Here is a 24,058-nt window from a genome sequence, read left to right as displayed (position 1 = left end):
ACAAGACGGCAGACGACTCATATAAGCCCTGCAAACAGGGCGTTTCTTGACTTCGGTCATGACGGAGGAAGCCATGAATATTCACGAGTATCAGGGCAAGGCGGTCCTGAAAAATTTCGGAGTGACGGTCTCGGCGGGTGCGCCGGCCTTCACGGTCGACGAAGCGATTGCCGCAGCGAAGGCGTTGCCGGGTCCGGTGTATGTCGTCAAATCGCAGATCCATGCCGGCGGTCGCGGCAAGGGAAAGTTCAAAGGCTTGCCGGCGGATGCGAAAGGCGGCGTGCGTCTGGCGAAGTCGGTCGATGAAGTCGCAGGCTTCGCCAAGGAAATGCTCGGACGCACGCTCGTTACCGAGCAAACCGGGCCGATCGGCAAGCAGGTCAACCGGCTCTACATCGAAGACGGCTCGGAGATCGCGAAGGAATTCTATCTCTCGATGCTGGTCGATCGCGAAACATCACGTGTCGCGTTTGTGGTCTCCACCGAAGGCGGCATGGACATCGAGAAGGTGGCGCACGATACGCCCGACAAGATCGTGACGTTCTCCGTCGATCCCGCGACTGGCGTGATGTCGCATCACGGCCGCAAGGTCGCGCAGGTGCTCGGGCTCACGGGCGATCTCGCGAAGCAGGCCGAAAAGCTCACTGCGCAACTCTACGCGGCGTTCACTACGACCGACATGGCGATGCTCGAGATCAATCCACTGGTCGTGACGAAGCAGGGCGAGTTGCGCTGTCTCGACGCCAAGATCAGTTTTGATTCCAACGCGCTTTACCGTCACCATGAGTTGGTGAAGCTGCGCGATCTCACCGAAGAGGATGAGAAGGAAATCGAGGCGTCGAAATACGACCTCAACTATATCGCGCTTGAAGGCACCATCGGCTGCATGGTCAACGGCGCAGGCCTTGCCATGGCGACCATGGACATCATCAAGCTCTATGGCGCGACGCCGGCGAACTTCCTCGACGTCGGCGGCGGCGCGACCAAGGAGAAGGTCGCGGCCGCGTTCAAGATCATCACCTCCGATCCGAACGTGCAGGGCATCCTGGTCAACATCTTCGGCGGCATCATGCGTTGCGACGTGGTCGCAGAAGGCGTTGTCGCCGCAGTGCGCGAGGTTGGTCTCAGCGTTCCGCTGGTGGTGCGCCTCGAGGGCACCAATGTCGAACTCGGCAAGAAGGTCATTGCGGAGTCAGGCTTGAACGTCGTCGCCGCCGACGATCTCGACGATGCCGCGCAGAAAATCGTTCGCGCCACACGAAAGGCAGCCGCGTAATGTCCATTCTTATCGATAGCAACACCAAGGTCATTTGTCAGGGTTTTACCGGCAAAAACGGCACTTTTCACTCCGAGCAGGCCGCGCTTTACGGCACGCGCATGGTGGGCGGCACGTCGCCCGGCAAGGGCGGCAGTCAGCATCTCGGGCTGCCGGTGTTCGATACGGTGGCGGAAGCGCGTGCGAAGACCGGCGCCGACGCCAGCGTGATCTACGTGCCGCCGCCGGGTGCGGCGGACGCGATCTGCGAAGCGGTCGACGCGGAAGTGCCACTGATTGTCTGCATCACCGAAGGCATTCCGGTCGCGGACATGGTGCGCGTTAAGCGTGCGCTCGATGGCTCAAGCTCGCGGCTGATCGGTCCGAACTGTCCGGGCGTCATGACGGCGGGCGAATGCAAGATCGGAATCATGCCCGGCAACATTTTCAAGAAGGGCAATGTGGGAATCGTCTCACGCTCCGGCACGCTGACCTATGAAGCGGTGTATCAGACCACGGCCGAAGGTCTCGGCCAGACCACGGCGGTCGGCATCGGCGGCGATCCGGTGAAAGGCACCGATTTCATCTCGATGCTGGAGTTGTTTCTCGCCGATCCGGATACGAAGTCGATCGTGATGATCGGCGAGATCGGCGGATCGTCGGAAGAAGACGCCGCGCAGTTCATCAAGGACGAAGCGAAGCGCGGCCGCAAGAAACCGATGGTCGGTTTCATCGCGGGCCGCACAGCACCTCCAGGCCGCCGCATGGGCCACGCCGGCGCGATCATCTCGGGCGGGAAGGGCGATGCGGAGTCGAAGATCGCGGCGATGGAAGCCGCCGGCATCCGCGTCTCGCCGTCGCCTGCGCGTCTCGGCAAGACGCTGGTGGATGTGCTGAAGGGATGAGTTGGCGCGCGAGCGGTCGCGCGAACATCGACGTCAATCTGTTTTCCCCAGTTACCAATCATCGTGATGCCCGGGCTTGTCCCGGGCATTTTTTTTGAGATCTTCTTCGTCATTGCGAGCGCAGCGAAGAAATCCGGACAAGATGATTTTTCACACAGATGAATTACGCGTCGCAAAGCGCTTCTCGCAATGACGAGGCTGATTTTCCGTTCGTGCCTTCGCCAGAACGATGAAGACGATGAATGAGAGAATCCAGCGCACCCTCAATGCCTTGATCGCTATTCACGGCTCGCACCGTTGCATAAGGCGAAACGGCGGCGGACTTCGCTGCAAAAGGCAGGACGGTGACGGCGTGGTGGCCATTGTCCGTCCGTGAAGATCCTCCGCGCCGGACCCAAAAACCCTTCCGGAGAGTCGTGGGACGCCACCACAAAATAGGAATATTTCCCGATTGACTCGTGGCATAATGTATACCAATATCGATCCGTCAGCGAGGACATCCGTCCCCGGATCTGACGAGCCCCGGGGACGATCATCCCCACCAAGACTTCAGTTCAAACCACGGAGGTTGTGATGAGAGTCGGAGACGTCCTGAACAGGAAGAGCACCCGTATCGCCACCGTCCGCATGAACGAGACCGTCGGCACTGCAGCGCGGCTGCTCCGGACCGAGAACATCGGCGCCCTTGTGGTCAAGGACGTCTGCCGCACCGAAGGCAACGTCGCCGTCGGCATGTTTTCGGAACGCGACGTGGTTCGCGCCGTCGCCGAGCACGGTCCGTCCGGCATCAACATGAAAGTTTCGGCGCTGATCTCGGTGCAGAAACTGGTGTCGTGCCAGTCCACCGACACGCTCGATCATGTGCGCGAGCTGATGGACGCCAATCACATCCGCCATCTGCCTGTCATCGACGATCACACGTTGATCGGCGTGATCAGCATGAGGGACATCATTTCTGCCGGCGACATCGGCGCGATGGCCCGCCCAGAGTCACGACCAGCCGTCCCTGCGTTTGCCTGACCGGTTCTCCCTGCAGGGCGCAATCTTCAAAGCCATCCCCGGTTTGTCGATTGCGCCCTGTTCTTTTTCTCGCATTGAAAAACGCTTTTGCTGTCGTGGCGAATGGTCTGTGAACGCGGCCGTTAACGGGCAGTCATAGGCAAAAACGCAGCTTGAGATGGTTCTTCAGATTGTTCTTGGGCAACTTATTTCGGGACATGCCATGAAGATTTGTATTTACGGCGCAGGCGCAATCGGAGGCTATCTCGGCGTGCAGCTCGCGCAGGCCGGCGCCGACGTCAGCCTGGTGGCGCGTGGCGCACACCTTGCGGCGATGAAGGCCAACGGCTTGAAGCTCCTGATCGGCGACGAGGAGCGTGTGGTGCATCCGCGCTGCACCGACAATCCCGCCGACCTCGGCGTGCAGGATGTCGTCATCATCTGCCTCAAGGCGCATTCGATCACCGGCGTGCTGGACGCGATGAAGCCGCTGCTCGGGCCGAAGACCCGTGTGGTGACCGCCGTGAACGGCATTCCCTACTGGTACTTCTACAAGCACGGCAACGCTTGCGAAGGCTCGACGCTGGAAAGCATCGACCCGGGCGGACGGCAGTGGAAAGAACTCGGCCCCGAGCGCGCCATCGGCTGCGTGGTTTATCCCGCCACCGAGATCGAAGCGCCCGGCGTCATCCGCCATGTCTACGGCGACAGGTTTCCGCTCGGCGAGCCCTCGGGCGAGAAGAGCGCGGACGTCATGGCATTGTCGGCGCTGTTCGAGAAGGCCGGTCTCAAGGCGCCGGTCATGGAGAACATCCGCGACGAAATCTGGCTCAAGCTGTGGGGCAACGTCTGCTTCAATCCGATCAGCGCGCTGACCCATGCCACGCTCGATGTGATCGGCAGCGACCGGGGTACGCGGGCGGTGGCGAAGTCGATGATGGTGGAGGCGCAGACCATCGCCGAGACGTTCGGCGTCAAGTTCCGTGTCGATGTCGAGCGGCGCATCGAAGGCGCGCGCAAGGTCGGCGCGCACAAGACCTCGATGTTGCAGGATCTCGAACGCGGCCGGCCGATGGAAATCGATCCGCTGGTCACAGTGGTTCAGGAGATGGGCTCATTGTCGAAAACCCCGACGCCGTCGATCGACATCGTGCTGGCGCTGATCGCGCAGCGCGCCAAGGTCGCGGAGCTTTATTGAGTGGAATTGTTCTCATGATGAGGAGATGAAGCAAGCGCGATACGCTCCCTCGCCCCGCTCTTGCGGGGAGAGGGGTGGGGTGAGGGGCACCTTGCAATCATTACTGAAGCTAAAGCCCCTCACCCGGAGACCTCGCTTCGCTCGTCTCCGACCTCTCCCCGTAAACGGGGAGAGGTGAAGGGGGCTCCGTCTTCTAATCATTTCTTTTCATCTGGAGTTTCAACCGTGACGCAGTGGATTCGCTTTCGCCATCAGGACCAGACCGGTTTCGGCACGCTGTCGGGCCAGGACATCGTCGTGCATCACGGCGACATGTTCGAGAGCCCGAAGGCCAACGGCAAGCGGCTGACGCTGGCGGATGTCGAACTGCTGGCGCCCTGCACGCCGTCGAAGGTCATCGCGCTGTGGAATAATTTTCACGCGCTGGCGGCGAAGCTGAATGTCGCCGAACCCGCCGAGCCGCTGTATCTGTTAAAAGCGCCGACCACCGTCACCGCGCCCAACGCCGTGGTGCGGCGGCCGAAGTCCTACGACGGCAAGGTGGTCTATGAGGGCGAACTCGCCATCGTGATAGGCAGGACATGCAGCAACGTCTCCGTCGCGGAGGCGGGGGCTTACATTCACGGCTACACCTGCGTCAACGATATCACCGCCGCCGATATCATCGGCAAGGACGCGACCTTTGCGCAGTGGGCGCGCGCCAAGGGCTTCGACGATTTCTGTCCGTTCGGCCCCGCCATCGTCACAGGCATCGATCCGGCGACGCTCACGGTGCGCACGATCCTTAACGGCGCGGAGCGGCAGTCCTACAAGATTTCGGACATGATCTTCTCGGCGCAGGAACTGGTCAGCAAGATCTCGCACGACATGACGCTGCTGCCGGGCGACATCATCGCCTGCGGCACGTCACTGGGCGTCGGTGCGATGAAGGATCCGGTGAACACCGTCGTGGTCGCGATCGACGGCATCGGCGAGTTGAGCAACGAGTACCGGAATTAGGGACGATTATTCGCCGTCATTGCGAGGAGCAATTGCGACGAAGCAATCCATTTTTCTTGCATGTCCGAAGTTTGGATTGCTTCGCTTCGCTCGCAATGACGTTGTGAGTCTCACCGCGAATTTTCCGGCTCGTTCTTCGTCACCTTGGTGCCGGTCAGTTCGGCGAAGGCCGGACCAAGCCCGGCCATGCGCACCAGCAGCGAAATGTCATTCTTCTGCGTGCCGTTGAGCTGCGCGTAGAGCGCGCGGGTCGCGGTCTTCAGGCGCTGGATCGCGGGGCTGTCGGTGTCGAACGAATCGTCACGCGATTTCTTCATGCGCTTCTGGTAGTCCTCGATCTGCAGCGTGACCTCGCGCATCGCGCTCTCGACCGGCGGCCAGTATTTCTGCTGCGCGGCGGTGAGGTTCAGCCGCTTCTTGATGCCCGCGATCTGCGTATCGTTGAGGAACAGCCGCGACGGCTTTTCGGCTCGCGCGGTCACCGAGCGCGGCAGCGTGACCGGGGCGTTGATCCACGCGCGTGCGGTCTCGTACATGTCGTTCGGCGGGCCGGCTTCGGGCTCCGGCGGGCGAGGAGAGACGATCACGCGGTCCTGCTTCATCGTCACGTTCGAGACCGGATAGCGCGAATCGAAAACCGATTCGCCGGGCGTCAGCGACGCCGACGCGCGCTGGAAGAACAACTGATCACCGAGCAGCCAGCCGCCGACGCCGGCTGCGATGCCGGCCGCGCCTATCAGCACCAGATATGTTGTCCTGATCGCCAAGCGTTTGCTCTGTTGCGGAAACCCGTCGCGTTAGGGCCAAAATGCCGAATAATTGTGGCTTTCCAAAGCTACCAAATCCTGCGGGGCGTGGCGCGCAGTTTGCCGATATTGGGTAAACCGGCCCTTTGCGGCGGCTGTCGCAGCGCGGGGAGACATCCTATTCCGGATCGGCTAAAGGGAACCGCTGGACGCTGATTTGTGTGATGTTTTGAGCATGATTTCGTCCGAAGCCGGTTTCCATTTTCCGGGATCATGCCCCATTCGGAGAGCAACAATGAGTGAGAAAACGCGGACACCGAACGGTCAGGCGCAATTCGAGAAGAAGCAGACCAGCGCGCGCGAAGGCGAGAAGGCGATGGCGCAATACGACGCCGAAGGCCGCGCCATGCGCGCCAACATGGAAAAGCTGCGCGCGCTGCGTCTCGCCAGGGAGGCGGCTGAAGCGGCCGCCGCGCCTGCGGTTCCGGTGAAGAAGAAGGGTGCGGCTCCGAAAAAGACCAAGGCGGCAGCGCCCGCGAAACTCTCCGACTGGCTCGCCGATCAGCAAAAGGGCGGCTTTCGGACGTAAGGAGCGACACCCGTGACGACGGTTTACGATTTCAAGGCGGCGACGCTGGAGGGCGAGGAGCTTCCGCTCAAGGCCTTCGAGGGCAAGGTGCTGCTGATCGTCAACACGGCGAGCGCGTGCGGGTTCACGCCGCAGTATCAGCAACTCGAGGAACTGCAGCGCACACTCGGGCCGCGCGGTTTTTCGGTGCTGGGATTTCCCTGCAACCAGTTCGGCGGACAGGAGCCGGGCAGCGCGCAGCAGATCGCGGAGTTCTGTTCGACGAAATATGACGTGACGTTTCCGATGTTCGGCAAGGTCGACGTGAACGGCGACAATGCGCTGCCGCTGTTCGAGCATCTGAAAAAGCAGAAGCCGGGATTTCTCGGCTCGACCGCGATCAAATGGAACTTCACCAAGTTCCTGGTGGATCGCAGCGGCAATGTCGTGGCGCGGCACGGATCGACCACGCCGCCGCAGGCGCTGACCAAAGAAATCGAACAACTGCTGTAGAGCAGGACACTGTTACTTCAGGACATCACTTCAGGATATGAGACCAGGACAAGAGATCATGACCGACCAGCTGCCCGACCGCCTCTCCACCGATCCCAACAGCCCCTATTACAACGCCGAGGTGCTGTCGCGCGATGTCGGCATCCGTTTCAAGGGCATCGAGAAAAACAACGTCGAGGAATACTGCGTCAGCGAGAAATGGGTGCGCGTGGCGGTGGGTTCGTCGAAGGACCGTCACGGCAATCCGGTGACCATGAAGCTGACCGGCGACGTCGAGCCGTATTTCCGGGATGCGAAGTAGGATTGGATCGCGCGCCTACGGCGTCACGTACCAGTACCCGCCGACCACGAGTATCACCGCCAGCGTGACAATGACGCCGAGCACGGCGGCGATGATCGCGCCCAGCCCGTGCGAATCCAGCCAGTTCTGCAATGATCTTGCGACGCCCATGGCGGCTTTCTAAACGGCCCCGCAGCGTCTTGCAATCGCTCCGCTGATCGCAGGGAGCCGCAAATTAAACCCGGCTACCGCGTCTTTTTGTCCACCACCTCGGTGACCGGCCGGTCGTTGCCCCGCGCGGTTTCCTCGCGCCAGTTGCCCTGACCGTCCTCGAACTGGATCGTTTCGGTCCGGCCCGGCACGCGCTGCTCGGCGGCGGCGCGGGCGGCCGCGGCGCGGGCGGCCTCATGGGTCGGAAAGGTCTCCGAAAACACGTTGTTGAACTTGTAAGCCCAGCCACCATCGTGCTCGACCACCTCGTAAACGACCTTGACCATGCTGGCACCCTCGGTTCGCGGCCTGACTAGACCGTAGATATGGCCGGTTTTGCGGAATCCAACCCGCGCAACACGCCTTCGACGATCTTGCGTTCCTCGGCGGTCAGGGGCGCCTGCGGCGGGACCGGATCGCCGACGGCGTAACCCTGGGTTTCAAGCCCGGCCTTGATACAGGCGGCGAGATTGAACCGCGCGAACACCTCGTTGATGCGCCAGAGCTTGCGCTGGAGCGTCATCGCCTCGTCCCAGCGTCCGGCCTTGCACAGGTTATAGAGTTGCACGCTTTCGCGCGGCACGATGCAGGCCGGGCCCGCCATCCAGCCGACGCCGCCGATCAGCATGACGGCGGCGGGGATATGCGCGGATGCTGCATGGACTTTCAGCTTGTCGCCGCAGCGATTCATGATCGACAGCAGGCGGCCGGTGTTGTTCGAGGCATCCTTGATGCCGACGATGCGCGGATGTTCCGCGAGCCGCGCGATGACATCGAGCGTGAGATCCGAGCGCTGGAAATTCGGATTGGTGTACATCACCACCGGAATATCGACCGCGTCGGCGATGGCGCGGAAATACGCCTCGACCTGCGCGTCCTTCACCGGGAAATAAGCTTCGAGAATCGCCAGAATGCCGTCCGCGCCGAGCGCCTGATACGATTTCGCCTGCGCCACTGCGTCGGCGGTGGAGGTCGAGACCACGCCCGCGACCACCGGCACGCGCCTTGCGGCGGCTTCCACCGTCGCCTTCACCACCGTCGTGCGCTGCGCAGCGGACAGATAGGCGAACTCGCCGGTCGATCCCAGCGGCGTCAGACCATGGACGCCGGACTTGATGAGATCGTCGCAGAGCCTGCCCAGAACATCGGTCTTGATGGCGCCGTCGGCAGTGATCGGGGAGACGAGGTAGGGAAACACACCATGCAGGTCGGTCATTGTGGGGGTCACTCTTGTTATTGGTCTTGCGGTTGGCGTTAACGATTGAAGCACATCTTGCGGATGTTTGGCGAATGGCGTCGCTTGATCTGGACACGATGCGCGGCTGCGACACAAGATGTCGGTGCGAACAAAGCCGCTCATGGTATGAATCGCTGATTCGGGCGCGTTTCGTTCCACTCGCGTTCCAAAGCTTAAGGCTTTGCAATTTTTGGCAACCGCCGCACCGGCATGGCCGTCACGTTATGAGACAGTTTGCGCCGGAAGCCGCGACGCCGCACGATACGGACACGGCAACGATGAGGTTCGGCATGATGAAGCGGATGATGTTTGCGGGGCTGCTGTCGCTGACGGCGGGCGGCGCGCTGGCGCAGGACGTGCCCGGCATCGAGATCTGCACCGCCGAAAAGACCATGGAGCGCCGCACCGGCTGCCTGCAAAGCAACGTCAATTTCCTGAAAGCCTCGCTGACCAAGGCCTCGCTGGAGAGCCAGCAGAAGATCGATGCCGCCAACCGGCAGATCGATGCGCTGAAGGCCGCCGTGATCGGTTTGCAGAACACCGTCGCGCAGTTGCAGGGGCAGGTTCAGGCGCAGGGCAAGAAGCCTGCGGAGCCGGCGAAGGATGCGCCGAAAGCGCCGGCGAATGGTTCGCCCGCGAAGTGAAGCGGGCGGTGGCCAAGCCTCGCGCAGCGAAGGCCAAACCGCGTGCAGCAAAAGTACGCGCGGCAAAATCCAAACCCGTTGCGTTCGTCTATGTGCTCGGGTGTTTCCACAAGGGCCGCTACTCGTCCTATGTGGGCTGGACCAACGACGTCGCGCTGCGGCTCGGCAAGCACAATGCGGGCACCGGCGCGCGCTCGACGCGTGGACGGGTCTGGACGCTGCTGCACACCGAGGCTTTCAAAACGCGCAACGCCGCCATGAGCCGCGAATGGCATCTCAAGCGTGACCGCGCATTCCGGAAGAAACTGATGGACGCGGTGCGGACGGCGCAGACTGTATCTTGAATGAGTGTAAGCGCGAGGCAGGCAGGACTTACGTGAGATTCATGGAAAATCTCAACGTGTTTATCGCCCGAACTTGAACGGCGCCGATCGTTTGGGAGCCTCGTATTCGCGGAGCGCTTTTCGCAACTGTCTCGCTTCGACGAGTGCTTTTTGGACATTCTTGTCCGGCGTGCCCTCTTCGAAGAACAGAACACGTTCGCACATGGGGCATTGCCGGGAATATCCATTTTGGATTCTCCGCGCCTTGTCCCGGAAGCTTCCCTTGCACTTCGTGCATCTGATTAAAAATGAATCGTCCAAGGCGAATTCCTCCCTTGGAGACAGTTTCGCAGATAGACATTAATGTAGCTTTTCAATGTAGCTTTTCATTTGGGACCTGGAGACATCGCGAAGTGACCCCGGCCACCGCATCCCCCGTCGTGATCGACGCAGCTCAGACCCGCGCCAGCCTGCCGTTCGATCGACTGATCGCGGCGCTGCGCGAGGCTTTTACAGTGGGCGCCGACGTGCCGCTGCGACATCATCATTTCATGCCGCAGCCGGATGGCTCGACCGCGACCATCCTGATCATGCCGGCATGGCAGCGAGCCTTCATCGGCATCAAGATCGTCACCATTTTTCCGGAGAACGGCAAGCGCGCGCTGCCGGGGTTGTTCTCGAGCTATCTGCTGTGTGACGGCGAAACCGGGCAGCATATCGCGCTGATCGACGGCAACGAGATCACGTCGCGGCGAACGGCGGGGATTGCCGCGCTCGGCGCGGATTTTCTCGCGCGCAAGGATGCAACAAAGCTGCTGGTGGTCGGTTCAGGCCGCATCGCGAGCCTTGCGGCGGATGCGTTCCGCGCGGTGCGGCCGATCGGAAAAGTCGCGGTGTGGAATATCAACGAGGCCGGCGCCGCGCGGCTGGTGTTCGACCTGCGCGCCAAGGGCATCGACGCCCATGTGGTGCAGGACCTTGAGCGGGCGGTGGGCGAGGCGGACATCGTGAGCTGCGCGACGCTGGCCGAGCGGCCGGTCATCAAGGGCGCATGGCTGAAGCCGGGCGTGCACCTCGACCTGATCGGCAGCTTCACGCCGTTCATGCGCGAGGCGGACGATGAGGTATTTCGCAAAGGCCGCGTCTGGCTCGATACCTATGACGCGCTGAAGGAAAGCGGCGAACTGCTCGATCCGATCCGCGACAGCGTCATCAAGGCCGATGACGTCGCCGGTTCGGTTGCCGAACTGTGCCGCGGCGAGCGCAAGGGCAGGGCGAGCGACAAGGAGATCACCGTCTTCAAGGCGGTCGGCAACGCGCTGTCGGACATCGCGGCGGCGGGATTGGTGTACCGGGATTTCAATATTGAGCGGCTCTAGTGCGTTTGAGCCACACATCCGATGTCGTCCCCGCGAAAGCGGGGACCCATAATCCCTGTCATCTTGCGATGGTGTGCGGGGTTGGCTTCCGTCTTGAATAGACGGGTCGGTGGTTATGGGTCCCCGCTTTCGCGGGGACGACGCAGTGAACTAACGCTCTGATCGCCTCGGCGTCCGACAAGCCAGCCCTGCGCCCGCGCGCTGGTCATCGGCAAAACCGCGCGCTAGGTTTCGCGCCTCAAAAATCAAAAATACTCGTCCGGGAGGTCTCCATGTCAAATCTTCGCGTGCTCGCAACCGGTCTCGAATTCCCCGAAGGACCGGTGGTGATGCCCGACGGCTCGGTGGTGCTGGTGGAAATCCGCGCCCAGAAGCTGACGCGCGTTTATCCCGACGGGCGCAAGGAGACCATCGCGAAAATTCCCGGCGGGCCGAATGGCGCGGCACTGGGCCCCGACGGCAAGATGTACATCTGCAACAACGGCGGCTTCTCGTGGGCGCCCGGTCCGCGCGGCAATCTGATGCCCGGCGCGCCGCGCCCGTCGGAATATATCGGCGGTTCGTTGCAGCGGGTGGATCTGCAAAGCGGCAAGATCGAAACGCTGTTCACCCATTGCGGCGAGCATCCGCTGAAAGGGCCGAACGATCTGGTGTTCGACAGGCAGGGTGGGCTGTGGTTCACCGACCTCGGCAAGCGCCGCCCGCGCGACATGGATGTCGGCGCGCTCTATTACATGAAGCCGAATGCGACCGAAGTGATCGAGGCGGTGCATCCGCTGCTGCCCGCCAACGGCGTCGGCATTTCGCCGGATGAAAAGACCGTCTATGTCGCCGAGACGCCGACCGCGCGGCTGTGGGCGTTCGATATCGGCAATCCCGGTGAAGTGAAGGCCGGTCCTGTGATCTATCGCGGCGAGATGGGCAAGCCGCTCGCGGGTCTCGGCGGCTACCAGATGTTCGACTCGCTCGCGGTGGAAGCCTCCGGCAACATCTGTGTCGCGACGCTGATCACGGGCTGCATCTCGGTGATCGCGCCGGACGGCAAACTGGTCGAGCAGGTGCCGACCGGCGACAACGTCACCACCAACATCGCGTTCGGCGGGCCGGATTTGAAGACCGCCTATATCACGCTGTCCGGCAAGGGCGAACTGGTGGCGATGGACTGGCCGCGCGGCGGGTTGCCGCTGAATTTTCTGAACAAGTGACTCTTACCTCGCCCCGTTCTTACGGGGAGAGGTCGACCGCAACGCGGTCGGGTGAGGGGCGTTTTCTCCAATACTGAAATGCCCCTCACCCCAACCCTCTCCCCGCAAGCGGGGAGAGGGAGCAGATGATCGACCGGCAAAGGGAAGCATACATGCCTTGGCTTGAATCAGTTACCTTAACCGGCCCTCACGCGCGGCTTGAGCCGCTGTCGCTGTCCCATCGCGACGGGCTGATTGATGCTGTGAAGGACGGCGAGTTGTGGAAGCTCTGGTACACGTCAATCCCTGCGCCCGAAAAGATGCAGACCGAGATCGAGCGGCGTCTGGGCTTGCAGGCCAGCGGCGCGATGCTGCCATTTACGGTGAAGGACGCGGCCGGCAACATCGCCGGCATGTCGACCTACATGAATGTGGATGCCGCCAACCGCCGCGTCGAGATCGGCTCGACCTGGTACGCGGCGCGGGTTCAGCGAACGCCGCTCAACACGCAATGCAAGCTGCTGCTGCTCACCCATGCGTTTGAACAACTGGACTGCATCGCGGTGGAATTCCGCACGCACTTCTTCAATCACCAGTCGCGGCGCGGTATCGAGCGACTGGGGGCGAAACAGGACGGCATCCTGCGCAATCACCAGATCGCGGGAAACGGCACGCTGCGCGACACGGTGGTCTACAGCATCATCGCGTCCGAATGGCCGACGGTGAAAGCGCATCTGACGTATCAGCTGGAGAAGGCGCGGTAACAGCCGGCAGCGTGAGCGGGCGAATGCTGCGCGATGCGTCATCCTGAGGTGCGAGCCGACTTCGGCGAGCCTCGAAGGATGACAGTTCTGGTGAGTGTCGCCATCCTTCGAGGCCCGCAAGCAAGAACGCGCACCTCAGGATGACGCTGCAATTGCAGCAAGCCCGGTTCCAGAATTAACCCGCGCAGCGGACATTAAGGTTTAAATACAACTGTCATTGCGCGCGCATGCCGTCGGACTAACGTTCGATCGCGGACAATTGCCCCCGTCCGCAACCAGCACGGCGGGGCCGTCGGCCGGTATACTGCGTCCGGCGGCCCTCATTTGCGAGGTGCCCATGTCCGAGGCCGCATTTCTTCTTGTCCTGGCGTTCGCCGCAGGCATCGGCGTCGGCTACGGCCTGCGATCTCATCTTGTCGTCATGCACCGGGAAAAGCTCCGCCGCAGAATGTGAGCGGGTCAGGCGCGGCTAGGTGCTGCCGAGGAATCTGCGAACCTCGTCGAGAAAGATCGGCAGGCTGGGGTCCTGTTCGAGCGGGATATGGTTTTTGCCGGGCAGCGTGACGAACCGCGCACCGGGAATGGCTGCCGCCATCTCGCGGCCAGACGCAATCGGCACTCTGCTGTCATCGCGGACATGCATGACGAGGGTGGGTACCTTGACTTGGGGCAGCAGATCGCGGACGTCGAAATTTATAACAGTTTCCAGATATCTGACGGCGCACTCCGCCGACGCGCTGACGCGCTGGGCCTCGTTGAAGGCGTCCATCTGTTCCTTCGTCGCGGTCGGGATCATCGACGCCGTGAAGAGCTGGCGGAAGGTTGGCTGGTTCGCGCCCCAGCCGAGCTTCATCAGCGTTTTCATCGCGTCGAACTGCTCGCGCGCAGCGGGCGTCACGTTCGGGCTTTTGTAGATGCCGGCGGCAAACCCTCCATACAGGATCAGATGGGACACCCGTTCCGGATGCCGGATCGCGAACGCGATCGCGACCGCGCATCCCTGCGACAACGCCAATATCGGAAACCGGTCGAGGCCCGCCGCGTCTGCGACGCTCTCCATATCGCTCACCCAGTGATCCAGCGAGATGTTGCCGACATCCCAATCCGACAGCCCGTTGCCGCGCGCGTCGAAGCGGACCAGCGAGAAGGTCGAGGCCAGCTCGAGCAGGAGGCGGCGAAAGATCGGCAGCTCCCAGTCGTATTCGAGATGTCCCAGCCAGTGCGCCGTTCGCAGCAAGGGCGGGCCGTTGCCGACCTTCGCAAAAGCCAGCCGGACGCCATCGGCGGCCCTGCAATAGCGGATCTCCTGCTTGAGGTTCGCGCCGGTCAGGATGCGCGCCGCCTTGGATGCGCCGTCATGAAGATCGATCGCAAAGACCTCGATCGGCCGTGCGATGTTCTTCAGGTTCTGGCGACCCATCTCGCGGAACTGAAGCCTGAGCTTGCCCTCGATCTGGTCGAGCACCTGCCGGGAAATACAGATGCCGCCGCTCGGCGCGATACTCTCCAGCCGGGCTGCGACATTGACGCCGTCACCGAAGATTTCGCTGCCATCCCCGATCACGTCGCCGATGTTGATGCCGATGCGGAATTCGAGCCGGCTCTCGGCGGGCACGTTCGCGTTTCGCTCGATCATCGCGCGCTGGATTTCGACTCCGCACCGCACCGCGTCGACCGCACTGGCGAATTCCGCCAGCAATCCATCGCCGGCGGTGTTGATGATGCGTCCGCGGTGCTTCTTGATCCGCCGGTCGATCAGGTCGTGGCGGTGCGCCTTCAATTGTGCGTGGGTGCCTTCCTCGTCAGCGCCCATCAGCCGGCTATAGCCGGCGACGTCCGCGGCGAAAATGGCGGCCAGGCGGCGATCGACGTGCTTTTTGGTCACGGTCACCTCGCATCCGAGGCGGCCAGTTTAGGCGGGCCGGGCGGCAGTGGCCAGTGTGGGATCGCTGCTTCGAGCGCTGACTGGCCGACGCGGATTTTCTTTGAACATGGAACATTGAAATTGTCGTCATTCTGGGGTGAAACTCCTGACACGGTTTGGTTTCGATGGTCATGGGGGTTCCAGCATGTTGGTATCTGCATTGAGGCATGGGGTGATTTGCGTTGCCCTGGTGTTCGCCTCTGGTGCCCAGGCGCAATCGGTTCCGAGCCGGGTCACCGGCGCAGCGGGTGGTGTGGCGGGATCTGTGCTGGGAGGCGCCGCTGGAACCGTCGCAGGTGGCGGCGCGAATCCTTATTCGGCGCTCAACGGTTCGGCAGGTGTAGGCGGCGACTGGAACGGCGGCTTAGGCGTTCGCGTGGGCGACAAGACCGTTATTCTGAAGGGCGCAGTTGGCGTCGATGACGGACGCAGCGGCGCATTCCGCGCCGGCGCCGGCGTGCCGTTCTAATTCGCAGGTCTGAAATCAATCCCGGAATCGAAAAAGCGAGAGAGCCGGGGCTCTCTCGCCTTGATTCAACTTGGCGATTGAGACGCCGCCTTAAACTTCCCGGCGGCTCAGGAACGCCAGCCGCTCGAACAGATGGACGTCCTGCTCGTTCTTGAGCAGCGCGCCATGCAGCGGCGGGATCAGCTTGCGCGGATCGCGTTCGCGGAGCTGCTCCACCGTCATCTCCTCGTTGAGCAAGAGCTTGAGCCAGTCGAGCAGCTCCGAGGTCGACGGCTTCTTCTTGAGGCCCGGCACGTCGCGCACCTCGAAGAAGATCTTCATGGCTTCCTGCACCAGGCGCTTCTTGATGTCGGGGAAGTGGACTTCCACGATGGCGTTCATGGTGTCGATGTCGGGGAACTTGATGTAGTGGAAGAAACAGCGGCGCAGGAACGCGTCCGGCAGTTCCTTCTCGTTGTTCGAGGTGATCATGATGATCGGGCGCTGTGCCGCCTTGATGGTTTCGCCGGTCTCGTAGACGTGGAATTCCATCCGGTCGAGTTCGAGCAAGAGGTCGTTCGGGAATTCGATGTCGGCCTTGTCGATTTCGTCGATCAGCAGCACTGGGCGCTTCGCGCTGGTGAATGCCTCCCACAGCTTGCCGCGCTTGATGTAGTTGGAAATGTCGGACACGCGCGGATCGCCAAGCTGGCTGTCGCGCAGCCGCGACACCGCGTCGTATTCGTAGAGGCCCTGCTGCGCCTTGGTTGTGGACTTGATGTGCCAGGTCAGCAGCGGCGCATCGAGCGCCTGCGCGACTTCCTCGGCCAGCACGGTCTTGCCGGTGCCGGGCTCGCCCTTCACCAGCAACGGGCGTTCGAGTACGATCGCGGCGTTGACCGCGACTTTCAGATCATCGGTGGCGACGTAATTCTTGGTGCCGGTAAATTTCATCGAAGTCTGCCTTGTGATTTTTTTGTCTCTGGAGTGAATGCCGCCGCCGTGTCGTCAAACAAGAAGCGACCGCTTTGTGAGGCGGTCGCTTCCAAAACTGCTTAGTTCGTCAGGCCCGCCGGATCAATGACAGGATGACCAGAACGATGACGCCGCCAATGGCTGCGTTGATGATGGCGCGGACAATGCCGGTGCCGAGATTGATGCCGAGTTGCGGCAGCAGCCAGCCTGCGACGACCGCGCCGATGATGCCGATAACGATGTTCCCGAGCAGGCCGAAGCCGCCGCCTTTCACGATCAACCCGGCCAGCCAGCCGGCAATCGCGCCGACGATCAGCCAAACGATAATGGATTCAATGCCCATGAACGACACCCCTTGTTTTAAACGCGATTGCGTCCGTCGCCGGAACCATCGCGTCCCCGGTCAACGCCGCGAATCGTCTCCGGCTGGAGCGGTCCGGTGGCGTCAAACAACAGTTTAAATGAAATGGCACGGGGCGCTAGCGGGGGCTAGTGCTGTTTTTGAACGCAATCCAGCATTGCGGGGGAGGGTTTCCCGCCCAGCGAACGGGGCGAACCCTTGACGGGGGGATGGGCGCGGGCGATTTAAGACACATGTTCCTGCAATTCTTCACATCGCTGCGCGACGCGCAGGTTCCGGTCACGCTGCGCGAGTATCTGACGCTGATGGAGGCGCTCGACGCCAACCTCGCGGATCAGAGCGTCGAGCATTTTTATTATCTCGCGCGCACTTCGCTGGTGAAGGACGAGCGCAATCTCGACAAGTTCGACCGCGTGTTCGGCACGGTGTTCAAGGGGCTGGAAAGCCTGCTCGACGCCATGGAGAAAGCCGAGATCCCGGCGGAGTGGCTGCGCAAGGCGGCCGAGAAATATCTCACCGAGGAAGAGAAGAAACAGATCGAGGCCATGGGCTGGGACAAGCTCATGGAGACCCTCAAGAAGCGCCTCGAGGAACAGAAGAAACGCCACGAGGGCGGCAACAAGTGGATCGGCACCGGCGGCACATCTCCCTTCGGCGCCAACGGCTACAATCCCGAGGGCATCCGCATCGGCCAGGAGAAGAACCGCAACTTCTCCGCGGTCAAGGTCTGGGACAAGCGCGAGTTCAAGGATCTCGACGGCAACGTCGAACTCGGCATCCGCAACATCAAGGTGGCGCTGCGCCGCCTGCGCAAGTTCGCGCGCACCGGTGCGCCGGACGAACTCGATCTCGACACCACGATCAAGGAAACCGTGAACCACGGCTACCTCGATGTGCACATGCGCCCGGAGCGGCGCAACGCGGTGAAGGTCCTGATCTTCTTCGATATCGGTGGCTCGATGGACGGTCACATCAAGCAGGTCGAGGAACTGTTCTCGGCGGCGAAGACCGAGTTCAAGCACATGGAATATTTCTACTTCCACAACTGCCTCTATGAGGGCGTGTGGAAGAGCAACCGGCGGCGCTTCACCGACCGCACGCCGACCTGGGATATTCTGCACAAGTACCCGCACGACTATAAGGTCGTGTTCGTCGGCGACGCTTCGATGTCGCCGTATGAGATCGTGGTGCCGGGCGGTTCGGTCGAGCACGTCAACGAGGAGCCGGGCTCGGTCTGGCTGGAGCGGGTAACGCGGACCTATCCGCACGCGGTCTGGCTCAATCCCGTCGCGCGCAAGCACTGGGACTATTCGGAGTCCACAACGATCATCCGCCGGGCGTTCAATGAACGCATGTTCCCGCTGACGCTTGAGGGCCTCGAAGGCGCGATGAAGGAATTGACGCGGTAGGTTCTCCGCATTGTCATTCCGGGACGCGCTCTTTGCGCGGGCCCGGAATCTCGAAGAGTTCATCGGGCCGACTACTGGATTCCGGGTTCGCTCGCAAAAGCTCGCGCTCCGGAATGACGGAGATACTATTCTCGGTCTTCGCGGGGACGACTCGTTGAGAGAAACGTGGTAGGCTTTTCGTCCCGTTTTTATCAGCGAGTCCCCATGCCATCCACCATCACCCGCGGTTACAAGAAGCTGCTCGACGAGGCCAACGGGCAGGTCGAAACCATCAACGCGGCGGAAGCCGTCGAACGTTTTCCCAACGGCGGCGTCGGCCTGAGCGATGTGGTGATCGTCGATCTGCGCGATCCGCGCGAGATCGAGCGCGAGGGGCGCATTCCCGGCGCGTTTCACTGTCCGCGCGGCATGCTGGAATTCTGGATCGATCCGGAAAGTCCCTACGCCAAGCCGATTTTTCAGGAGGACAAGAAGTTTGTCTTCCAGTGCGCGTCGGGCTGGCGCTCCGCGCTGGCCGCCAAGACCGCGCAGGACATGGGGCTGTCTCCGGTCGCGCATCTCGGCGGCGGCTTCACTGCGTGGCGTGAAGCGGGCGGCCCGATCGAGAAGGTCGAGCCGAAGAAGAAGGATTGATCCGCGGCTTCATCGGCATCTCGAAGGCGGTAGAACTCTCGAACGGTGAGCAGAGGAACGCGAATGCTGGCCTACGTTCTCCATCGTTATGGCGGGTCTGATGGCGCGAAGCTGGAGGACGTGCCCGCGCCTTCGCCCGCGCCTCACGAAATTCTTGTGAAGGTTCGCGCCGCCGGGTTGAATCCGGTCGATTTCAAATTCCGCGAGGGAAAGCTTCGCGCGATTTACCGGCCCCGGCTGCCTTTCGTGCTTGGAAATGAACTGGCTGGCGAAGTGATTGCCGTGGGCAAGGATGTGAAAGCCTTTCGTCCGGGCGATCGTGTGTATGCACGCGTCGCGAAGGAAGGTGGCGGCGCGTTCGCCGAACAGGCATGTATCGACGCGGACTACGCCGCGCATATTCCGGCGAACATCGATTTCGTCACCGCCGCGGCGGTCCCCCTGGCGGGCCTGACCGCGTTGCAGGCGCTGCGGGACGAACTCAAGATCAAGCCGGGGCAGAAGGTCTTCATCTCAGGCGGTGCAGGCGGTGTCGGCACCTTTGCGATCCAGCTCGCCAAATGGCTTGGTGCGCATGTGACGACCACGGCATCGAAACGCGGCGAAGCCCTGGTGCGCTCGCTCGGCTGCGACGACATCATCGATTACACCTCGCAGGACATTGCGGAAGCCGGGCGTCAATTCGATGCGGGGTTCGATCTGATCGGCGGCGAGACGCTGGCGAAAATGTTCCGCATCATGAAGCCCGGCACCACGGTTGTTTCGGTCGGCGCACTGCCGGAGCCCGAGACGGCGATGAAGGATCTCGGCGGCCGGCGCTTTCTCGCATTCTTGTTCTGGATCATCAGCCTGAAAATCCGGCAGCAGGCCCGCGACGCAAACGTGACCTATCGCTATCTTTTCATGCATCCGAGCGGAGCCGGATTGTCCGAACTCGGCTCGTTGATCGAAGGCAGAAAGCTCAAGGTTATCCTCGATCGCACATTTCCATTTGCGCAGATTTCCGAGGCTCTCGCCTATGTCGAAAGCGGACGCGCGAAGGGCAAGGTCGTCGTCTCGATGGATGCCTGACGCACTTCACGTCCCGAAATTTCATTCAGCAGGAATTAGCATCAGCATGACAACCGATCCTCTCGTTTCCACCGAATGGCTGGCCGCGCACCTCAACGACCCGCGCGTGAAAATTATCGATGCGTCGTTCAAGCTGCCCGGCGTCACGCCGCTGCCGAAGGAGGATTATCTCCAGCAGCACATTCCGGGCGCTGTGTTCTTCGATGTCGACGCCGTGTCGGATCACTCAAGCTCGTTGCCGCATATGTTTCCGGACGCCGCGCAGTTCGGCCGCGATGTTGGTGCGCTCGGCATCGGCAACGACGATACCGTTGTGGTGTATGATGGTGGCGGCTGGGTCGCGGCGCCCCGCGCCTGGTGGATGTTCCTGTCGTTCGGGCACGCCAATGTGCGCGTGCTCGACGGCGGATTGAAGAAGTGGCTGCTGGAAGGCCGCACAATCGAGAGCGGCGAGGCGTTGCCTAAGCCCGCGACGTTCAAGGCGACGTTCGATGCGAAGCGCGTGCGTAGCATGGCGCAGCTGATCGGAAATCTTGAGAGCAAGGCCGAGCAGGTGATCGATGCGCGGCCGAGCGCGCGCTTCGAGGGCAGCGTGCCCGAGCCGCGCCCCGGTCTGCGCGGCGGACATATTCCCGGCGCGCGCAGCGTGCCTTACGCGGGCCTGTTCGATGCCAGCACCGGCGCGATGAAGTCGCTGGACGACCTGCGCGCGGCATTTTCCGGCGCGGGTGTCGATCTGAACAGGCCCATCGTCACGAGTTGCGGCTCCGGCGTGTCGGCGGGCGTGCTGACGCTGGCGCTGTACCGGCTCGGCATCGCCGACACGGCGCTCTACGACGGCTCATGGTCGGAGTGGGGCGAGCAGGGCGGGCCTCCGGTCGCGACGGGGCCGGCGTAGCCGGCAGCACCAGCATCCGATAGAAAACGCCGATGCACATTCGCCCCGCCGTTTTAAGTGATGCCGTGAAAGCCTGCGAGACCATGCGGCGCTCGATCGCCGAGTTGTGCGTCGCAGATCACCGGGGCGACACCGCGATTCTCGGCCGCTGGCTGGCGAACAAGACGCCGGATGTTTTCGCCGCGTGGCTCAAGGATACCGGCAACACGGTTCTGGTGGCGGACCGCGGCGGGCTGATTGCCTCTGTCGGGGCTGTGAACAACGACGGCGAGATCACGTGCAACTACGTGTCGCCGGATTTCCGGTTTCAGGGTGTGAGCAAAAGGATGCTTGCGGGTCTCGAAGGCGTCAGCCTCAAGCAGGGAAACGCCGGCGCGACGCTGTTCAGCACGAAGACCGCGCACGGGTTCTACCGCGCGGCAGGCTATCGCGACGGCGGAACGCCGTTCTTCAAGTTCGGTACGGAGAGCTATCCGATGTTCAAGCGGCTGACGGCTGTCTGATCCGGCGGCGCTGCGAACGATCCGCCCGCATTCAAGATGCCGTCAGCTACGCGGCGCGGTGCCGAACAGTCCGAACGGATCGGAGGCCTGTCCCTGCTGCTGCTGAATGGCGCGCGCGCGGGCGGCGGCCCGTGCGCGGGCGATCGCGGCGGCGCGGCGTTGCCGGATGGCGCGGACGTTGGTGCGCCTGACTTTCTTCACCACGGGACCGGGCAGCGTGGCGGATGCGGTGGCTTCCGACGATCGGTCGATCGCGGCGATCCTTTCCGTCGATCGCGGTTCGGAGGCTTCGCTCGCGCCTGATTTTTCCTCAAAGGATTTGGCCTCGAAGGATTTCGACTCGGACGCCGCCGCGGCACCCGCAGGCTTCGCGACTTCGGAGAGAGCGGCGGTTCTGGTTTCGGCAACTCTGGTTTCGGTGGTTTTGACGGTTTCGGTCTTGCCTTCGTCGGTGCTGGCTTGCTCGGTCGCGGATTGTTCGGATGGCGCAGGATCCACGACGCTGGCCTGCGCGTTCAGGGCGAACTGCACCGCCTGCGGCGCTGCAACCTGTTCGGTCTCCCCGGGCGCGTCGCTTCTGTCCTGCGGGATGTTTTGCGGGGTGACGATGTCCGGCTTGACGATGTCTTGCTGGACGGCGTCCTGCGGGATGACGTCCGGCTTGGCGATGTCCGGTGCAGCGAAGGACAGCCTGCGGTCCTGCGCGGCGGTCTCGGCTGCCTTGGCGTCCGGAAGATCGCGCGGGATGTCCCGGATGATCGCCTGCTGCCGCGGCTTATCCAGCGACGGCTTCGCCGCCAGCGCCTCGATCCGCAGCATTGCCAGTGTCGGCCCGCTCATTTCGAACTGCGGCGCGAGCACCGGCTGCTGGGCCAGCCGCCACGACGGCAGGTTCACGAATTCCTCATGCGCCGCGCGCAGCAGCGCCGCAGCCCCAAGGCCGAACACCAGCACGGAGACCGCGAGAACAACCGTTGCGAACAAAAACCGGAAACCGGGAAGCATGTCGGTTAAGTCCTGCCTTCAGTGACGAAAATCATCGAACCCAAACGGGACGCTTGCGAACACTGGAAAACACCACACCGGGAAAACGATACGCGGCACGCAAAAACGAGGCCGGAACACGGCTGGGATGGCAGGCAAAAGGCCGCGAATCAGGCCTGATGAAAGAATACCGCAAGCGGCAACACGGACCCGCAGAAAAGTTCAACCGCCCCCGGCACTTCGCCATATTGGCGGGAACCTGTTGCCCGGCTGCAATCTCGCGAAGATCTCGCGAAAAAGTCAGCCAATTCAGGCCATATTTTCCGGTAATGTCTTGAATGCGCCGCTATCCTGAGCGATCTGCCGTTAACGATACGGTGGCGGGTTACGCACTATACAAGGGGCATGATGTTCAATCGCCTTTCCAACTCTTTTGCGAGTTCTCTCGCGACGGCTTTTGCCGTCTCTGCAGTGGCTGGCCTGGCTGCACCTGCGGCCCTGGCGCAGTCTTATCCGCCGCCTCCCGGCTATTCACAGCCGATGCAGCCCGCGCCCTATGGCGCGCCGGGTGGTTATCGCGGCGACCGCGGCGTGCCCGATTTCGACCGGCTGGATGAAGACGACCGTTCCACCGCGCTGTCGCCTCCGGGCTATCAGCAGCAGCCGAATTACCAGCAGTCCGCTCCGCAGCAACAGAGCTACCAGCAGCCGGGACTGGACCCGCGCGGCCCGGTGATGTCGCCGGACGATCCGCGCTATGGCCGGCCAACCATTTATTCCGGGCCTTCGCCCGCCAATTCGGATCGCGGCCCTGCGCCGATCTACTCCGACCGTGGCCCGCCGCAGGGCGCCGATTTTACCGATCGTCCGCGTCCGCCGGGTGCAGTCGATAGTGGCGCGGCCAGCGCAGTTCAGCCGCAGCAGGGCGCTATCGGCAGCGATGGCCGTCCGCTGATGCTGTCGGCGCTGCCGCCCGAGGAGCAGCCGGAAACCGGCCCGCGCAAGGAGTTGCCGCCGAACCTGCGCAAGCAGGAAGTCTCCTATCCGACCAAGGAGCCTGCCGGCACCATCATCGTCGATACGCCGAACACGCACCTCTATTACATTCTCGGCAACGGGCGCGCGATCCGCTACGGCGTCCGCGTCGGCCGCGACGGCTTCACTTGGACCGGCGTGCAGAAGATCACCCGCAAGGCCGAGTGGCCGGATTGGCATCCGCCGACGGAAATGATCGAGCGCCAGCCCTACCTGCCGCGCTTCATGGCCGGCGGCGACGGCAACCCGATGGGCGCGCGCGCGCTCTATCTCGGCTCGACCGTGTACCGCATTCACGGCACCAACCAGCCGTCGACCATCGGCCAGTTCGTCTCGTCGGGCTGCATCGGCATGCTGAACGAGGATGTCACCGATCTGTTCGAGCGCGCCAAGGTCGGCACCCGCGTGGTCGTGCTGCCGGGCGGCAAGCCGCCAGCGGTGGCGGCCGCGCAACCGATGCAGGGTCAGTCCATGCCAGGTCAGCCGATGTCGACAGGTCAGGCGATGTCGGGTCAGGCAATGGCAGGTTCGCCGCAGGGTGCGCCGGTCGGCGTTCCCAATCAGGGGCCGGCCGTCGTGCCGCCGCTGCCCGCGCCGGTGACGATCCGCTAAA

The 24,058-nt window shown here is 62.5% G+C and carries 28 protein-coding genes; 20 read left to right on the top strand and 8 right to left on the bottom strand.

The window, feature by feature from the left end; genetic code table 11:
• Positions 1-73: 73 nt before the first annotated feature.
• The 5 genes from sucC (at position 74) to AC07UB_RS08235 (ending at position 5,356) form a co-directional block, all read left to right on the top strand.
• On the top strand, positions 74-1,276 hold the full coding sequence (sucC, locus tag AC07UB_RS08255) for an ADP-forming succinate--CoA ligase subunit beta (protein WP_494651412.1): 1,203 nt from the start codon (positions 74-76) through the stop codon (positions 1,274-1,276).
• Positions 1,276-2,160, top strand: a complete 885-nt coding sequence (sucD, locus tag AC07UB_RS08250; RefSeq protein ID WP_492792435.1) for a succinate--CoA ligase subunit alpha — start codon at positions 1,276-1,278, stop codon at positions 2,158-2,160. Before sucC ends, sucD begins: the two co-directional genes overlap by 1 nt.
• A 573-nt stretch (positions 2,161-2,733) precedes the next feature.
• Positions 2,734-3,180, top strand: coding sequence for a CBS domain-containing protein (locus AC07UB_RS08245; protein ID WP_492792436.1), 447 nt, complete (start codon positions 2,734-2,736; stop codon positions 3,178-3,180).
• A gap of 202 nt (positions 3,181-3,382) precedes the next feature.
• Positions 3,383-4,357 carry a 2-dehydropantoate 2-reductase gene (locus AC07UB_RS08240; protein WP_492792437.1) on the top strand — a complete coding sequence of 325 codons (975 nt, stop codon included), beginning with the start codon at positions 3,383-3,385 and terminating at the stop codon, positions 4,355-4,357.
• 225 nt (positions 4,358-4,582) lie between these two features.
• Positions 4,583-5,356, top strand: coding sequence for a fumarylacetoacetate hydrolase family protein (locus AC07UB_RS08235; RefSeq protein ID WP_494651414.1), 774 nt, complete (start codon positions 4,583-4,585; stop codon positions 5,354-5,356).
• A 110-nt stretch (positions 5,357-5,466) separates the two neighbouring features.
• On the opposite strand, the gene AC07UB_RS08230 is transcribed toward AC07UB_RS08235, so the two are convergent.
• Positions 5,467-6,123: a hypothetical protein gene (locus AC07UB_RS08230; protein WP_492792439.1), complete on the bottom strand. Its 657-nt coding sequence runs from the start codon at positions 6,121-6,123 to the stop codon at positions 5,467-5,469.
• A gap of 274 nt (positions 6,124-6,397) precedes the next feature.
• Between AC07UB_RS08230 and AC07UB_RS08225 the strand changes: the two genes are divergently transcribed.
• From AC07UB_RS08225 to AC07UB_RS08215, 3 genes are read left to right on the top strand one after another with little or no spacing between them, the layout of a single operon-like run.
• Positions 6,398-6,691: a hypothetical protein gene (locus AC07UB_RS08225; protein WP_492792440.1), complete on the top strand. Its 294-nt coding sequence runs from the start codon at positions 6,398-6,400 to the stop codon at positions 6,689-6,691.
• A gap of 12 nt (positions 6,692-6,703) precedes the next feature.
• On the top strand, positions 6,704-7,183 hold the full coding sequence (locus AC07UB_RS08220) for a glutathione peroxidase (protein WP_492792441.1): 480 nt from the start codon (positions 6,704-6,706) through the stop codon (positions 7,181-7,183).
• 58 nt (positions 7,184-7,241) lie between these two features.
• Positions 7,242-7,484 carry a DUF3297 family protein gene (locus tag AC07UB_RS08215; protein ID WP_494651415.1) on the top strand — a complete coding sequence of 81 codons (243 nt, stop codon included), beginning with the start codon at positions 7,242-7,244 and terminating at the stop codon, positions 7,482-7,484.
• 15 nt (positions 7,485-7,499) lie between these two features.
• Here AC07UB_RS08215 and AC07UB_RS08210 read toward each other — a convergent pair whose 3' ends face one another.
• The 3 genes from AC07UB_RS08210 to AC07UB_RS08200 form a co-directional block, all read right to left on the bottom strand.
• On the bottom strand, positions 7,500-7,634 hold the full coding sequence (locus tag AC07UB_RS08210) for a hypothetical protein (protein ID WP_492792443.1): 135 nt from the start codon (positions 7,632-7,634) through the stop codon (positions 7,500-7,502).
• A gap of 74 nt (positions 7,635-7,708) precedes the next feature.
• Complete coding sequence (locus tag AC07UB_RS08205; RefSeq protein ID WP_492792444.1) at positions 7,709-7,960, bottom strand: DUF2188 domain-containing protein; 252 nt, start codon at positions 7,958-7,960, stop codon at positions 7,709-7,711.
• A gap of 26 nt (positions 7,961-7,986) precedes the next feature.
• Positions 7,987-8,889 carry a dihydrodipicolinate synthase family protein gene (locus tag AC07UB_RS08200; protein WP_494651418.1) on the bottom strand — a complete coding sequence of 301 codons (903 nt, stop codon included), beginning with the start codon at positions 8,887-8,889 and terminating at the stop codon, positions 7,987-7,989.
• A 311-nt stretch (positions 8,890-9,200) separates the two neighbouring features.
• Here AC07UB_RS08200 and AC07UB_RS08195 point away from each other — a divergent pair, with 311 nt between their 5' ends.
• The 5 genes from AC07UB_RS08195 to AC07UB_RS08175 all read left to right on the top strand — a co-directional run bounded on the left by AC07UB_RS08195 (position 9,201) and on the right by AC07UB_RS08175 (position 13,204).
• Positions 9,201-9,554, top strand: a complete 354-nt coding sequence (locus AC07UB_RS08195; RefSeq protein ID WP_494652647.1) for a hypothetical protein — start codon at positions 9,201-9,203, stop codon at positions 9,552-9,554.
• A gap of 92 nt (positions 9,555-9,646) precedes the next feature.
• Positions 9,647-9,898, top strand: coding sequence for a GIY-YIG nuclease family protein (locus tag AC07UB_RS08190; RefSeq protein ID WP_492792799.1), 252 nt, complete (start codon positions 9,647-9,649; stop codon positions 9,896-9,898).
• A gap of 392 nt (positions 9,899-10,290) precedes the next feature.
• A complete protein-coding gene (gene lhpI / locus AC07UB_RS08185) occupies positions 10,291-11,256 on the top strand; it encodes a bifunctional Delta(1)-pyrroline-2-carboxylate/Delta(1)-piperideine-2-carboxylate reductase (protein ID WP_494651420.1) in 966 nt (321 codons plus the stop codon).
• A gap of 272 nt (positions 11,257-11,528) precedes the next feature.
• Positions 11,529-12,461, top strand: coding sequence for an SMP-30/gluconolactonase/LRE family protein (locus AC07UB_RS08180; protein ID WP_494651422.1), 933 nt, complete (start codon positions 11,529-11,531; stop codon positions 12,459-12,461).
• Between the two features lie 152 nt (positions 12,462-12,613).
• Positions 12,614-13,204, top strand: a complete 591-nt coding sequence (locus AC07UB_RS08175; protein ID WP_494651424.1) for a GNAT family N-acetyltransferase — start codon at positions 12,614-12,616, stop codon at positions 13,202-13,204.
• A gap of 469 nt (positions 13,205-13,673) precedes the next feature.
• Here AC07UB_RS08175 and AC07UB_RS08170 read toward each other — a convergent pair whose 3' ends face one another.
• Entirely contained in the window at positions 13,674-15,095 is a 1,422-nt protein-coding gene (locus tag AC07UB_RS08170; protein WP_494651425.1) for an alpha/beta fold hydrolase, read from the bottom strand.
• Positions 15,096-15,273: 178 nt separating this feature from the next.
• Here AC07UB_RS08170 and AC07UB_RS08165 point away from each other — a divergent pair, with 178 nt between their 5' ends.
• Positions 15,274-15,597, top strand: coding sequence for a hypothetical protein (locus tag AC07UB_RS08165; protein WP_494651427.1), 324 nt, complete (start codon positions 15,274-15,276; stop codon positions 15,595-15,597).
• Between the two features lie 90 nt (positions 15,598-15,687).
• Here the strand turns inward: AC07UB_RS08165 and AC07UB_RS08160 are convergent, their stop codons facing one another.
• Both AC07UB_RS08160 and AC07UB_RS08155 read right to left on the bottom strand, forming a co-directional pair.
• Entirely contained in the window at positions 15,688-16,530 is an 843-nt protein-coding gene (locus AC07UB_RS08160) for an AAA family ATPase (protein ID WP_492792451.1), read from the bottom strand.
• 109 nt (positions 16,531-16,639) lie between these two features.
• A complete protein-coding gene (locus tag AC07UB_RS08155) occupies positions 16,640-16,894 on the bottom strand; it encodes a GlsB/YeaQ/YmgE family stress response membrane protein (RefSeq protein ID WP_492792452.1) in 255 nt (84 codons plus the stop codon).
• 251 nt (positions 16,895-17,145) lie between these two features.
• Here AC07UB_RS08155 and AC07UB_RS08150 point away from each other — a divergent pair, with 251 nt between their 5' ends.
• From AC07UB_RS08150 to AC07UB_RS08130, 5 genes are all read left to right on the top strand, one after another.
• Positions 17,146-18,321 carry a vWA domain-containing protein gene (locus AC07UB_RS08150; RefSeq protein WP_492792453.1) on the top strand — a complete coding sequence of 392 codons (1,176 nt, stop codon included), beginning with the start codon at positions 17,146-17,148 and terminating at the stop codon, positions 18,319-18,321.
• Positions 18,322-18,525: 204 nt separating this feature from the next.
• On the top strand, positions 18,526-18,954 hold the full coding sequence (locus AC07UB_RS08145) for a rhodanese-like domain-containing protein (RefSeq protein WP_492792454.1): 429 nt from the start codon (positions 18,526-18,528) through the stop codon (positions 18,952-18,954).
• Between the two features lie 63 nt (positions 18,955-19,017).
• Positions 19,018-20,025 (top strand): NADP-dependent oxidoreductase, encoded by a 1,008-nt coding sequence (locus AC07UB_RS08140; RefSeq protein ID WP_492792455.1) that lies wholly within the window; start codon positions 19,018-19,020, stop codon positions 20,023-20,025.
• Positions 20,026-20,071: 46 nt separating this feature from the next.
• Positions 20,072-20,923 carry a 3-mercaptopyruvate sulfurtransferase gene (gene sseA, locus AC07UB_RS08135; protein ID WP_492792456.1) on the top strand — a complete coding sequence of 284 codons (852 nt, stop codon included), beginning with the start codon at positions 20,072-20,074 and terminating at the stop codon, positions 20,921-20,923.
• A 32-nt stretch (positions 20,924-20,955) separates the two neighbouring features.
• On the top strand, positions 20,956-21,426 hold the full coding sequence (locus AC07UB_RS08130; RefSeq protein WP_492792457.1) for a GNAT family N-acetyltransferase: 471 nt from the start codon (positions 20,956-20,958) through the stop codon (positions 21,424-21,426).
• Between the two features lie 42 nt (positions 21,427-21,468).
• Here the strand turns inward: AC07UB_RS08130 and AC07UB_RS08125 are convergent, their stop codons facing one another.
• A complete protein-coding gene (locus AC07UB_RS08125) occupies positions 21,469-22,431 on the bottom strand; it encodes a hypothetical protein (protein ID WP_494651430.1) in 963 nt (320 codons plus the stop codon).
• A 387-nt stretch (positions 22,432-22,818) separates the two neighbouring features.
• Here AC07UB_RS08125 and AC07UB_RS08120 point away from each other — a divergent pair, with 387 nt between their 5' ends.
• Positions 22,819-24,057: a L,D-transpeptidase gene (locus AC07UB_RS08120; protein WP_494652649.1), complete on the top strand. Its 1,239-nt coding sequence runs from the start codon at positions 22,819-22,821 to the stop codon at positions 24,055-24,057.
• Position 24,058: the final 1 nt, after the last annotated feature.

The organism is Afipia sp. GW821-FHT04G03 (genome assembly GCF_059419985.1).
Note: the sequence above shows the minus strand (reverse complement) of the source record. Positions and strands in the feature narration are given on the sequence as shown.